Source organism: Brevibacillus migulae (assembly GCF_004521915.1).
GTDB lineage: Bacteria > Bacillota > Bacilli > Brevibacillales > Brevibacillaceae > Brevibacillus_F > Brevibacillus_F migulae.
The window spans coordinates 103531-116305 of record NZ_SDKD01000004.1; the positions used below are offsets into that span (position 1 = coordinate 103531).

The window sequence follows — 12775 nt, forward strand, 5'->3', positions numbered from 1 at the left end:
AAGCATGAACGCGTGGATCGATATATCACAGCGTCTGGACGGCAGCGTCGCAGTATGGCCGGGAGATACGCCGTTTACCTACCGAGTGAATTGGAGCAAGGAAGAAAGCGGCTCGGTCAATGTGGGGCGGATCTGCATGAGTACGCATACGGGAACGCATGTTGATGCACCGTTTCATTTTGACAATGAAGGGAAAAAGGTGATCGAGCTCGATCTGGAGCTGTATATCGGCAGGGCTCGGGTGATCCATATCCCTGAACCGAGCAGCATTGGAATCAAGGAAGTGTCTGCGCTGGAGCTGGATGGCGTGACAAGGCTGTTGATCCGCACCGATGCATGGCGAGATCGCAGCATCTTCCCGACTGCAATCCCTCCGATCGAACCGGAGCTGGCGGAATATATGGCAAGCCGGGGAATCCGGCTGCTCGGCCTGGATTTGCCGTCCGTCGATCCGATCGATAGCAAGGAGCTTTCTGCCCATCATATGCTCACGCGATTCGGCATTCATATTTTGGAGGGGCTCGTGCTGGATGATGTACAGCCAGGAGAGTATGAATTGGCCGCGCTTCCGCTTCCTTTGGCCGATGCAGATGGGAGCCCGGTTCGTGCTGTGTTGAAAAAAGCAGACAAAAAAGGCAGATAATATGAAAATTTGGTCATTTATAGTAAACTATGAGGTGTCTCGATCAAAAGAGAGCACCTTTTTGCTATTTCTTACGTCCGTAGAAGCGACCACAAGGAGAAACACACGACATGGAACTCGATCAAAATCCTGAGCAGATGCTTCGTCTCATTTTCGAATATACGGCGAAAATCGCCAATGAAAAAAGCTTGGATCGGTTGTTGCAGCTGATGGCGGATATGGGCAAAGAAATGATCGATGCGGATCGGTGTACGCTATGGATCTTGGATAAACAGCGAGCGGAAATATGGACAAGAGTAGCCCATGGCGTAAGCGAGCTGCGCATTCCAAGCCATACCGGACTGGTGGGATATTCGATTCGGTCGGGGGACGCTGTCATCGTGGATGATGCCTATCAAGATAGCCGATTCAACCAGGAAATCGATTTGAGTACGGGCTATCGCACCAAGGCGATTTTGGTCATTCCGATGAGAAACAACGATGGAGAAGTCATTGGGGCCTATCAGGCGATTAACAAACGTACAGCGGAACAGAAATTTTCCCACCGCGATCTGGAATATCTGACATTAGCCGCCTCCTATGCGGGCAAATCGCTTGAGGCAGCGCTGCTCCATATGGAAATCGAAGAAACGCAAAAGGAAATCATTTTCACCATGGGGGAAATCGGGGAAAGCCGGTCCAAGGAGACGGGCAACCATGTCAAACGCGTGGCGGAATACTCCAAATTGCTTGCACGCAACTACGGCATGTCGGAGGAAGAAGCTGAATTGCTGCGAATCGCTTCGCCGATGCACGATATCGGCAAGATCGCCATCCCTGATTCCATTTTGGGGAAAAACGGTCCGTTGACGGATGAAGAGTTTCATCAAATGAAAAAGCATACGGAAATAGGCTATCAATTGTTGAAAAACTCTACCCGCAAGATCATGCAGGCGGCAGCGGTCGTCGCCCATCAGCACCATGAAAAATGGAATGGCCAAGGCTACCCACAAGGACTGCGGGGGGAAGACATCCACATTTATGCCAGAATTACAGCCATTGCCGATGTTTTTGACGCGCTGGCAACAGAACGGGTGTACAAAAAGGCATGGGAGCTGGACCGAATCCTTGCCCTATTCAGACAGGAACGGGGAGAGCACTTCGATCCTCGCTTGGTTGATGTCTTCTTCGCTTCCATTGAGGAAATCTTGGCCATCAAGGAAAAGTATGAAGATATGTAAATGTTATTCGTTTATATCCAGACGAGCATGTTCGTCAATCCCCTCAGGCGGATTGATGATGACTTGCTCGTTTTTTTGCAATCCTTTCCGTATTTCCACGACTTCTTCACTTTCCAGAGCGGTCTCAATGGCTTGCTTTTGGGCGTAGCCGTCCACAGCCTTCCAGACATAGCGCGATCCATCTTTTTCATATCGCACGGCTTCCAGCGGGATCAGGAGGGCATGAGGAGCTTCCTCGGCGAAAATTTCAATATCGACGTTGTACCCCGGTTTCAAGGCGTGATCACGCTCGATCGGGACCAGCGTGACTTCCACCGTCGTTTTTTCGACCTGGTTGCTGCTGACTTTCGTATCCGCCACAGGGGCTATCTGCGTTACCTGCGCTTTCATAGATTTGCTGCCCATCACGCTGCCGGAAATCCGTGCCTCTTGACCGGTACGTATTTTCCAAGCGACGCTCTCATTCACATCTGCGGTGATTTTGACTTGTTCGACATCCCCGACGGTAAAGAGCTCGCTGCCGGGCTGGAGATACTGGCCGTTTTTTACCGCCGTGTGAATGATCGTTCCGTCGATCGGTGCAATGATTTTATCTTTGAGCAAATCACGTTCCATTTCGGCGATTTGCACCTCGATCTGTTTGATCCGCGCGGCGTTCGCGTGTATATCCTCTATCGGTGTTCCTTTCTTTTGGAGCACCAGCTGATGGGTCGCTTCTTTCAACGCAGACTGAGCCAAAAGGTATTGCTCCTCCTGCTTTGCCAATGCCTCTTTGGACAAACCGCCCGTGTGGAAGAGTTTTTGAGCTTGCTCCCATTCGCGTTTGGCCGTTTGCACGCGGAGCTCTTGCTGCAGACGGACTTCTTCATATTGCTTGATCAGGTCCTGATCGGTACCTTTTTGCAGCTTTGCGAGATTGGCTCGCTCGGCTTCAAGCTGTGCCTGAAGCTGGTTGACTTTGGACGTGATGTCCGATTTATCGATTCTGCCGACGACCTGCCCTTTGGCTACGACGCTTCCCACCTCTAGGGAATACTGGCTCAGAGTCCCGTTGCTCAACGCGAAGACCGTCTGATCAAGCTTCGTTGTTACCTTTCCGGTGGTCTGGATGGAGCTTGTCAGCCGATCCTGTGCGACGTATGCGGTCGTGACCTGTATGGTGTTGTATGATGATTGGAACCAGTAGCCGAGAATTCCGGCTCCCACGATCGCAACTCCCCAGAGCAGCGCCTTTTGTTTATGCAACGTAATCGATCCTCTCATTCGAGCCCTCTTTCTACCACTATCTTACCAATTGACTCTATCATTTTGTATGGCAAATTGACTATGGAGAGTGTGAAAAAATGATAAGATGAGAAAAAGTAGCGTCAAAAGTCCGATTGAGGTGTTTGGTGATGAGCATCGTCCTTCAAGAAGTGGGAAAAACGTTTCAGACCGGCGGTACGATTTTTTCCGCTTTGAAGTCTATCAATGTAACAATCAACATGGGGGAATTCGTGGCGATTGTAGGCAAGTCGGGAAGCGGCAAGTCTACTTTGGTCAATATGATGACAGGGATCGATACACCGACTTCCGGACGAATTCGAGTCATGGAAACAGACATTAGCCAGTTGCGATCAGGAGAAATGGCGAAGTGGAGAGGACGCAACATCGGGATCATCTTTCAGTTTTTTCAACTCATTCCGACGCTTACGCTGATGGAAAATGTCATGCTGCCGATGGACTTTTGCTCGATGTACACCCCAAAGGAACGAAAGAGACGAGCGGAGGAACTGCTCGATCAGGTAGGTTTGCTGGAGCATGCCCATAAGTTTCCCTCGCTTGTCTCGGGCGGTCAACAGCAGCGGGCTGCGATCGCCAGAGCCTTGGCCAACGACCCTCCGATCATCATAGCGGATGAACCTACCGGCAGCCTGGATTCCAAGACGGCGGATACGGTTTTTTCCCTGTTTGAAAAGCTGGCGCGCAATGGGAAAACGGTTGTCATGGTTACGCACGACAACGATTTGGCGAGAAGGGTGGACCGCACGATCGTCGTGGCAGATGGGGAGATCGTGAACCAGTATGTCGTACAGGCCTTTCCTTTCCTTGAGATCGAGCAGCTAGCAAGGTTGGAGTCAAACAAGAAGGTACTGTTTGCGCCAGGGACGGTCATCATCCGTGAAGGGGATGAGCCTGACTATGCCTACATCATCACCAGAGGCGAGGTCGAGATCCTGATGAACCAGCCAAATGGCAGTGAGTTCGTCGTGAGCACCTTAAAAAAGGGACAGTATTTTGGGGAAATTGCCTTGCTGCGAGGAGGGAAACGCACAACTACGGTGCGGGCTTCCGGACGAGAACCTGTCGAAGCCGTTCGGATCGGGCGTGAGATGTTTGGGGACATCGTCAGCAATTCGCAGGATACTCGGGAAGACATGCAAAGAGTGATTCAAAGGAGGCTCGAGGAGCTGGGTCAGAAGAAGGCGGAATATCCTTCATGATGGGGGTGCGATGGAGAAAAGTCATCCGTGATATTTTTGAAAATAAGGCCAAGTTCCTGCTCGTCGTCCTCTCAATTGCGATCGGCGTAGTGGCGGTAGGGAACCTGGAGCTTTCCAAGTACAAATCGGTGGTTGGTCTGCAGGAAAGCTATATGGCTGCGGCCCCTTCGAGTGCGACGCTTCTCACCACGCCTTTTGATGAGAGCTTGCTTGCGGAACTGAAACGAATGCCAGCGATTCGGGAAGCAGAAGGCAGAGCCGTTGCGACAGGCAGGATATCAGCGGGAACAAGGAACGGGCAATATTCTGCAGCGAATAGCGGGAGGGACTTGCAGCTGTTTTCCCTAAAAGACTATTCCACGATCCGGATGGATAAAATTTACCCGAAGGCCGGCAGTTGGCCGCCTGCAGGAGATGGGCTCTATCTCGATCAAACCTCTTTGGATTATCTCGGCTTATCATTGGGCGATCCCGTCTTCGTGGAATTAGCTAACGGCAAGACTGCCAACCTGCGCATTGCGGGGGTCATCGACGACCCGGGCCGCATGTCAGCGCAAATGTCCGGTAAGGTAAGCGCCTATGTTTTCTGGGGGATGCTCACCATGCTGGAAATCCCGCCAGATTACAACGCACTGCATTTCACCGTGAAAAACAATCAAGCCGATCTGCGCCAGATCGAAAAGGTAACGACTCAGGTAAAGGCGAGATTGCAGCAAAAGAATATAAGAGTATTGTCCACGTATATTCCGGAGCCGGGCAAACACTGGGGCTACGATATCATGGATTCCACCTTCACCATCTTTATCTATCTGGGGTGGCTGGCGTTGCTGATGGGAGCGGCGCTCGTGTTTAACAGCGTCCTCGCGATCCTGACCGGGCAAATCCGGCAAAGCGGGGTCATGCAGGTGCTGGGGGCACAGACGAAGGACCTGGTGAAGCTGAATCTTGCCTTCATCCTCGTATTTTGTCTGTGCGGATTGGCGATCGGGATTCCGCTGGCTGAGTGGGCTTCCAGCTGGGTCATGTCCTTTTCCGCATCGATTGGCAACTTTTCCAATCCAGGCGACGTATTTTCCCTGCGCGTACGGGCGATTGAGCTGGCAGCGGGCCTGCTCATCCCCATGCTTGCAGCCATGTATCCGATAGCAAAAGGTACCCGCATCACGATTCGAGAAGCGATCAACGACCATCGCAGAGGGAATGAATTTGGGGAAAGCCGGGTAGATCGCATCGTCGAACGAGTCCACTGGTTTTCACGGCCGGTGCTGCTGTCTATCCGCAATACGTTTCGGCAAAAGTTCAGACTTTTCCTCACCATCCTGACGCTAAGCGTCGGCGGAGCAATCGTGATCTCCTCCTACTGTATCTATTCTTCCATCAACTACACGGTCGAGCGGTCAATGAATTATGCGCAATACGATATCCGTATGGAGCTGGCACGACCATTCGATGAACAAGAGGCGATCCACCTAGCGAAAGAAGTTCCCGGTGTAGTGAAAGCCGAGGGCTGGTGGGAAAAGAGTGTCAATCGGGTTCGGGCGGACCGTACGGAGGGGGAAGACATGAAGATCTTGACGCTCCCTGCAGATTCCAGATTCATCACGCCGACAATCGTCAAAGGGAGATGGTTGACCCCACAGGATGAGAACGCCCTGGTCGTTGATACCTTTTTGCTGCGGAAGGAACCCGACATCGACATCGGGGACACGGTGCTGCTTAAAATTGGAGAGGAGATTCGCCCGTTTCAGGTAGTGGGTTTTGCTCGGAAAGTGCTCGGAGATACGGAATCGTATGTCAATGACAAAGCGCTGCCGCAGATGGAAGGAAACGAGGCGACGATCAATCTCCTGCATATCGTGACCGCCCAGCATGACTCGGCTTTTCAAGCGAAGACCAGCGAGCGGCTGCTGGCTCATTTCAAGGAAAAAGGGATCGAGGTGGGGTCGGTGACTTCCCAAAATGAGCTGAGGGAACATCTCGTCTCGCGTTTTGATTTGATCCAATCCTACCTGATCAGCACAGGGGTTTTATTGACCATCATGGCTGTGATCGGGTTAATCGGGACGATGAGCATAAATATCATGGAAAGGACGAGGGAGTTTGGAATCCTCCGCAGCATCGGGGCGTCTGATGCGGCCGTGTTTCGAATCGTCATGGTGGAAGGGGTAGTCATAGGTCTGATTTCCTGGGTGTTTGCGGTTGGATTGTCTCTGCCGATCAGCAAACAACTGAGCAATCAGATTGGGGTTTCCTTGACGCAAACACCGCTCGATTACCTCTTTCCGGTGGAGGGGGTTTTCCTCTGGCTGGCGGTCACCGTAGTATTGTCAGTGCTAGCGAGTCTCTTGCCGGCTTGGACAGCATCACGGCTCTCGATCAAGGATGTACTGCAATATGAGTAAGAAAAAAGTGGTGTGGCAGAATCAATCTTTTACCCACCACTTTTCTCTTTGCGACAAGCAAGCATGTCCCAAATTGGTTTTTACTTCGCTGCTGCAACGCGAAGCTGCTCGGTTTTCATCAGAAGAGCCGCAACTTGCAGCTTTGCGGAGCTTTTCGCAATTTTGCCACCGGTCTTTTTGTTGAAGCTAGGCGGGATTGGAAACATATCGATTTCCTCCTTTCCTCATATTGACAATGTTTCCATCAGCATAGCATTCCCGATTCTCTATCGTCAACGCACATCTTTGCTGATGGATAAGTAGGCCATCAGTTCTTCCAGGCTCGTAGCGTAGATATGCTCATGGCCATGATCCCCCTCGCGCTCGCCGATCACCCTTGTGAATTTAGCATAGAGTCGATTCAGGTAGGCATTTTCGGACAGGGCGTGAAAACGCACTTGTTTCACAGCCGGATTCTCTTTGTAGATCTGCTTGGTCAGATAGCGCAAGCCTCGCAGGAAAAGGAGGCTGTGGCGGCGATATGCCTTGGCTAAGATGACAGAGTTGATGAAGGCGATCTCTCCTTGTGAATCGGGTTCCTCATCGGCTCCGAGGTATTGATAATGGCCCCAGCCCACGACCTGATCCTGATTGCTGACAACCAAGATGATCCGTGAATCCTGCAAGGTCTGTAAAATATGCAGCAGGGTGTCATTCAGCGAAAAGCTCTGACTGAAATCCAGCCGGTTTTCAATAAAGAAGCGGGTGAATTGCACATAATCGTCATCCGTCAGGCAAGGTCTAAAATGGGCAGACAAGGATGGATACACCTCCCTTTATGATCTTCGTTCTTTCAAGGTGTCTCTGACATACGCGTCGATTTCCGGGTGCTTGGACAGGAGATACACCAGTACTTTGCGCTGCAGTGTCAAGCAGACGCAAGGCGTGAGGGCTGTCACTGTCGCCGTTCGTGGCACATTTTCCAGCAGTGCGATTTCTCCAAAATGATCGCCGTCCTCCAGTACAGCCAGTCGGATATGTCCGGCTTCCGCATCAGGAGACGCTTTGGTTACTTCCACCCTGCCCCGTGCGATCAGATAGAATTTTTCCCCCGGTTCTCCTTCATGAATGACGGCCTGACCGGCTTCAAAGGTCTCGGTATTGAAGAGGTGCGTGATTTCCTGCAGAACCTCCGTGTCGATCCCGCGGAAAAAAGGAAGGAGCGCCAGTCTTTGCGGATCGATGGCCGCATCTTTGCCGCTGTTTGAGAGGGACAGTCCGCTTTGCTTGTCCCACAGCATCTTGTAATAACCGCCTCTTTCCAGCATCTGTTCATGTCTGCCGCTGTCCACCAATTTTCCTCGGTCAAACACATAGATTTGATCCATGGCTGCAACGGCGGACAGTCGGTGAGTCACCGTAATGACAGTGCGGTCGCGAGAGAGCTCTGCAAAAGTCCGATTGATGGCTGCTTCGGAAATGGGATCCAAAGCGGATGTAGCTTCATCCAGCAAGAGCAGCGTCGGATTGCGTAAAATCGCACGGGCGATCGCGAGCCGCTGCCTCTGTCCGCCGGAAAAATTGTTCCCCTCGTCCTGGACCATCGTGTCGTAGCCATCGGGAAGGCTCATGATAAAATCATGGATTTCTGCCTGTCTCGCAGCGGTGACGACTTCCTCTCTGGCCGCGTGCGGTTTGCCCAAGCGGATATTTTCCAGCAATGTCCCATGGAACAAGAAATTATCCTGAAAGACAACCCCGATCTGATCGCGGTAGGAATCCCGATTCAGGGAGCGCATGTCAATGCCGTTTATTTCGATTTGGCCAGCAGCGGGCTCGTAAAAACCCAGCAGCAATTGCAGCAGGGTACTTTTCCCTGAGCCGCTGGAGCCGACAAAAGCAGCGGTTGTGCCAGCTGGAATCTTCAAGCTGATGTTTTCGAGCACCGCTCGGCTTTCTGAATAGCCAAATGTGACTTCTTTCACCGTTACATCAAGCGACCTTGTTTCCTGCAATACGATTGAGTTAGGTCTGCTGTACGCTTCTGGCGGCTCATCCAGCAATTGACCGATCCGATCCATGCTAACCTGTGCTTCCGCAAAGACAGGAAGGATGAAGGTCAGGCCGAACATCGCGTTGCCCATCGACGTGTACATGGTGAAGAAAGCCACGAGAGCCCCGACGGTGATGCGTCCAGTAAGGGCGAGATAGGAGCCGAACCCGATGATGGTAAAGTTGATGAGGAGTAAGCTGACCATGGGGATCCGTTCCAGTTGGGCACCCAAGATATTTTTCTTGTAGCTGCTAATGAAAAGCGATTGGAGCCGGCGGGTAAATTTGGCCATCATCGCATCCCGCAGGTTGAAACCCTTGATGACCTTTTGGGCTTTCATATTTTCGTGCAATTCGCTCGTCATCGCGGCCAGCTCATCACGATAGGCGGTATTGATGACTTGGGCACGTCTTGAAAGCAGATAAGGTCCGATAAAAATCACCAGTGCCCCCAACAAAATGAGTAGGGCCATGCTCCATTGCAAATAGAAGAGCAGGATTGCGCTGATGACGACGACCGTCAACGACTTGATGCCTGTCGTCAAGATCACGGCCATGGCGCCCTCGATGGCAGGCAGGTCTACCGAAAAGTAAGCGACCAGGTCACCAGAGCGGGATTTTTGATAAAAACCGAGGGGGAGTCGCTGCAGATGAGCAAACAGTTGTTTTCGCAAGTCGTCTTGCACGCGCGTGTTCAGCTTGGCAAGCGTGTAATCACTAAGGACGCCAGCGCCCAGACAGATTACGCCGGTAATCCCCAGCACCAGCATGATTTTGAGAAAGAAGGCCATATCCTTTGGCTCTACCGCTTTGTCGATAATGACTTGAAAGCTGAGGGGAGCAATGGATACAAAGGCAAGATCAAGCCCCAACGTGAGAAAAAAGAGAGCGGCAAGCCCTTTGTAAGGACGCATGTAGCCAAGCATAGATCTGAGGACGGTCAACATGTCAACGGCTCCTTCTAGGATGGAAAGAATGGTTCATGGCGAAATCTGCTTGCATAGGCCTGCCAAGCAGCGAAAGGCGCATGGTATTCATCGAGCGGGCCGAATGCGCTGTCCACTGACGACACACGATCCGCGATCTTCGAAAACAATCTGCGGAGAAGGACATCATCAGACGCCCAGAAGCGAACTTCCCTGACATCTTCCCCCATAAAGGTGATATATTCGGTCATAAATTGCAGGGCCATCAGGAAAACGCGGCTGCCCCGATATTCCTCTCGAATAAAGACGGCTTGTATTTGGACAACCTCTCTGTCTTCATACTGCATTTCGCCGGTTCCGAAAATATACGAAAACGCTCCGATTACTTCATGATCCTCGTTGAAGCATAAGAAAGATTCTCTTTCCATCAGGAGGGGACTCGCGATCAGGCTGAGTGTAAGGGGAAAAGGATAGGGGAGCCCAAGATCCTTGTAATTCTCCAATAAGAAAAGGATATGTTTTTGCTGATACATTTCCGTGGTGCATACAGAAAAGTAATAACTCATGCTCCGAAAATCACCTCCTGTTTTTTTTGCACTTGTTCAACGAGTGGGAGTAGGAAGAAAGTCCTTTCTATTGACAACAATACTCTATTTTTTCCATGCGGTAAATTGTAAGCTAGGAATAACGAGGCATGAAAAAAGGGGGGAAAAGGATACCGACTTCTTCTATAATGGGAAAGTGACAGAATAATCGACAATTTTCTTTATGCGGCAACTAGCCACGAATCATTCGTGCAATGGCCAGGGATACATCCGTTGCTGGCAAAAAGCAGCGAAGACTTTTACCAAAAAAGGAGACAAGAAGGAAGTGAATGCTTTTAGTCAGTTTGATCTATTACTCCTTGCTCATTTGATAGGGGATTATTTATTGCAAACCGAATGGATGGCCAAGTATAAGGCCGAGCGTTGGAAGCCTTTGCTCACGCATTGCTTCGTGTACACGCTGGTCGTGGCGGTGGTCGCTTTTCTCTTTATCCCCGGCGGACTCTCCTGGTGGGCAATCGGCTTCATTTTCGTTACCCATGTGATCCTCGATCGCCGCGGATTCATCAGCTTCTGGTATAAACGAGTGATGGGCGTCACCGATGATCGCAACAAGTGGCTAATGATCATGGCCGATCAAATATTCCACCTGGTGATCTTGGCTGTCGCCATACGCATGTCTGCTTGATAGATCGGCAGAAGATCCAATTACAAAGGGGGCGCGGAGCCTACACATCATGAATAAAAAAATACGAAGCTTTTTGCTGGTTGGGAATGTCCTGTCTCTGCTGATCTGCCTGGCTGTTTTCCTCACAGGTTCGCTGCAGGTCTTGAGTCGGGCGCTCTATGATTACAACCAGCAAACATCCATGACACACACCCCGAATGAAGATCTCATCGTCATCGAGATCGATCAGGAGTCCCTCGAGTTAATCGGTACCTTTCCTTGGCCGCGCGATATATACATACCTTTGTTGCAACAAATCGCCAGTGCAAAAGCCATTGGATTCGACATCACATTTACGACGAAAAGTGAAGATCCTGCTGTCGATCAGGCGTTTGCAGAGGAGCTCGCGAACCACGACAACGTCATTATTCCTTCTTATGCCGAAATGGAGAGCTTTTTTCGTAAGGAGACTACGGTAAACCAACATGAGCTGATCAAGGGACAAGCCTTGTACAGACCGATTCCGGAGATAGCTGCCGCCTCCAAAACCGCTCATATCAATGCAACGCTTGATGAAGACGGGGTAATCCGTCGCACCTGGCTGATGTTAGATACACCTGAAGGTACAATTCCTTCGATGGGTTATAAAATTGCCGAAATGGTTGGCGCTGATGTCCATGATTATCTCGATGATCATCCTCAGGCCGAAATGGCTATCAAATACAACAGCTCCACAAAGGACTTCATGAGTATTCCCTTTTACATGGTCCTCAATGGGGAAATTCCTCCTGAAACATTTACAGACCGGATCGTCCTGATTGGATTTGCCGCAGCGGGATCAGATGCGTATCCGACACCGGTGGACAACCATATGTACCTCGTCTATGCCCATGCCAATATCATCGATCAATTGCTACGCCATGAAAAGATCGCGGTGACGGACGATCTACTGATATTGGCTGTAATGCTGATCGTCATGGCAGGCTCGATATGGGTAACCTGGAAAACCAAGACGGTGACAAGCATGGTCGTGCATTTCCTCAGTACGGTCATCCTGCTGGGGGGGCAATGGTTGCTCTTTTATCAGTTCTTGCATTTTTTCGATGTGAGCTACCCGATTGCGGCTTTATGGCTGGTCTACATCGTGAATCTGGCGTTGAAGACGTTTTTTGAAATGAAGCAACGGCAGTTCATTACCAAGCAGTTTGGCCGCTACCTGTCCCCGGAGCTGGTGACGCAAATTGCCAAAAGCGATGTGGAGCTGCCGTTGGGAGGCGTAAACAAGGAGTTGTCCATCCTGTTTCTGGACATCCGCGGGTTCACTCCGTTGTCAGAAAAGCTGCAGCCGGAGGAGATCGTTGATTTTCTCAACATGATGTTCGACATGATTACCAATCAGGTCCTAGCCAATAAAGGGACCATCGATAAATTTATCGGGGATGCTGCCATGATCCTGTTCAATGCCCCTCTCGATGTATTGCATCACGAGTATTATGCGGTGAAGACTGCCTACGATATTCAGAATGGAATGAAGAGTGTGCAAGCAGATATTCGCCAAAAGTATGGCGTAGAGGTCAGCATCGGCATCGGGATCAACACCGGGAATGTGGTAGTCGGCAATATCGGGTCATATTTGCGTGTGGATTATACGGCGATCGGGGATGCGGTCAATACTGCCGCGCGAATCGAGTCCAACTCCTCAGCCAATCAGATCTTGGTATCCGAGGAGACCTATCAGCGCACGAAGGAGTACTTCCTGTATCACGAAGCAGGAGAAAAGCAGATGAAAGGGAAGAGTGCTGCGATCCGCTTGTATGAGGTGGTCGATTTCGTTGCAGCGCCGGAATAAAAGGGGCAT

The 12775-nt window shown here is 50.8% G+C and carries 11 protein-coding genes; 6 read left to right on the forward strand and 5 right to left on the reverse strand.

Annotated features, from left to right (window positions below):
* The first annotated feature begins 4 nt into the window (after nt 1-4).
* Nucleotides 5-643 (forward strand): arylformamidase, encoded by a 639-nt coding sequence (gene kynB / locus EIZ37_RS05990; RefSeq protein ID WP_134683671.1) that lies wholly within the window; start codon nt 5-7, stop codon nt 641-643.
* Between the two features lie 110 nt (nt 644-753).
* Nucleotides 754-1863, forward strand: a complete 1110-nt coding sequence (locus tag EIZ37_RS05995; protein ID WP_134683672.1) for an HD-GYP domain-containing protein — start codon at nt 754-756, stop codon at nt 1861-1863.
* Between the two features lie 3 nt (nt 1864-1866).
* On the opposite strand, the gene EIZ37_RS06000 is transcribed toward EIZ37_RS05995, so the two are convergent.
* Nucleotides 1867-3126: an efflux RND transporter periplasmic adaptor subunit gene (locus tag EIZ37_RS06000; RefSeq protein ID WP_134683673.1), complete on the reverse strand. Its 1260-nt coding sequence runs from the start codon at nt 3124-3126 to the stop codon at nt 1867-1869.
* Nucleotides 3127-3257: 131 nt separating this feature from the next.
* Between EIZ37_RS06000 and EIZ37_RS25865 the strand changes: the two genes are divergently transcribed.
* Together EIZ37_RS25865 and EIZ37_RS06010 are read left to right on the forward strand one after the other, a co-directional pair.
* Complete coding sequence (locus tag EIZ37_RS25865) at nt 3258-4346, forward strand: ABC transporter ATP-binding protein (RefSeq protein WP_167568691.1); 1089 nt, start codon at nt 3258-3260, stop codon at nt 4344-4346.
* Nucleotides 4343-6748 (forward strand): ABC transporter permease, encoded by a 2406-nt coding sequence (locus EIZ37_RS06010; RefSeq protein ID WP_134683674.1) that lies wholly within the window; start codon nt 4343-4345, stop codon nt 6746-6748. Before EIZ37_RS25865 ends, EIZ37_RS06010 begins: the two co-directional genes overlap by 4 nt.
* Nucleotides 6749-6828: 80 nt before the next feature.
* On the opposite strand, the gene EIZ37_RS26520 is transcribed toward EIZ37_RS06010, so the two are convergent.
* The 4 genes from EIZ37_RS26520 to EIZ37_RS06025 form a co-directional block, all read right to left on the reverse strand.
* On the reverse strand, nt 6829-6954 hold the full coding sequence (locus EIZ37_RS26520; RefSeq protein WP_268898735.1) for a hypothetical protein: 126 nt from the start codon (nt 6952-6954) through the stop codon (nt 6829-6831).
* Between the two features lie 66 nt (nt 6955-7020).
* Entirely contained in the window at nt 7021-7545 is a 525-nt protein-coding gene (locus EIZ37_RS06015) for a GNAT family N-acetyltransferase (protein ID WP_134683675.1), read from the reverse strand.
* Between the two features lie 18 nt (nt 7546-7563).
* The gene (locus EIZ37_RS06020) at nt 7564-9726 is read right to left on the reverse strand and encodes an ATP-binding cassette domain-containing protein (RefSeq protein WP_134683676.1); all 2163 of its coding nucleotides are present in this window, start codon (nt 9724-9726) and stop codon (nt 7564-7566) included.
* A 14-nt stretch (nt 9727-9740) separates the two neighbouring features.
* Nucleotides 9741-10271, reverse strand: a complete 531-nt coding sequence (locus EIZ37_RS06025) for a hypothetical protein (RefSeq protein WP_134683677.1) — start codon at nt 10269-10271, stop codon at nt 9741-9743.
* A gap of 304 nt (nt 10272-10575) precedes the next feature.
* On the opposite strand from EIZ37_RS06025, the gene EIZ37_RS06030 reads away from it, so the two are divergent.
* Both EIZ37_RS06030 and EIZ37_RS06035 read left to right on the forward strand, forming a co-directional pair.
* The gene (locus tag EIZ37_RS06030; RefSeq protein WP_235827899.1) at nt 10576-10938 is read left to right on the forward strand and encodes a DUF3307 domain-containing protein; all 363 of its coding nucleotides are present in this window, start codon (nt 10576-10578) and stop codon (nt 10936-10938) included.
* Between the two features lie 49 nt (nt 10939-10987).
* The gene (locus tag EIZ37_RS06035) at nt 10988-12766 is read left to right on the forward strand and encodes a CHASE2 domain-containing protein (RefSeq protein ID WP_134683679.1); all 1779 of its coding nucleotides are present in this window, start codon (nt 10988-10990) and stop codon (nt 12764-12766) included.
* Nucleotides 12767-12775: the final 9 nt, after the last annotated feature.

What these genes read in the sequence shown, in the direction of transcription:
- kynB (WP_134683671.1), top strand. Translation starts at nt 5, where the DNA reads ATGAACGCGTGGATCGATATATCACAGCGTCTGGACGGCAGCGTCGCA.
- EIZ37_RS06010 (WP_134683674.1), top strand. Translation starts at nt 4,343, where the DNA reads ATGATGGGGGTGCGATGGAGAAAAGTCATCCGTGATATTTTTGAAAAT.
- EIZ37_RS26520 (WP_268898735.1), bottom strand. Translation starts at nt 6,954, where the DNA reads ATGTTTCCAATCCCGCCTAGCTTCAACAAAAAGACCGGTGGCAAAATT.
- EIZ37_RS05995 (WP_134683672.1), top strand. Translation starts at nt 754, where the DNA reads ATGGAACTCGATCAAAATCCTGAGCAGATGCTTCGTCTCATTTTCGAA.
- EIZ37_RS06000 (WP_134683673.1), bottom strand. Translation starts at nt 3,126, where the DNA reads ATGAGAGGATCGATTACGTTGCATAAACAAAAGGCGCTGCTCTGGGGA.
- EIZ37_RS06020 (WP_134683676.1), bottom strand. Translation starts at nt 9,726, where the DNA reads ATGTTGACCGTCCTCAGATCTATGCTTGGCTACATGCGTCCTTACAAA.
- EIZ37_RS06025 (WP_134683677.1), bottom strand. Translation starts at nt 10,271, where the DNA reads ATGAGTTATTACTTTTCTGTATGCACCACGGAAATGTATCAGCAAAAA.
- EIZ37_RS25865 (WP_167568691.1), top strand. Translation starts at nt 3,258, where the DNA reads ATGAGCATCGTCCTTCAAGAAGTGGGAAAAACGTTTCAGACCGGCGGT.
- EIZ37_RS06035 (WP_134683679.1), top strand. Translation starts at nt 10,988, where the DNA reads ATGAATAAAAAAATACGAAGCTTTTTGCTGGTTGGGAATGTCCTGTCT.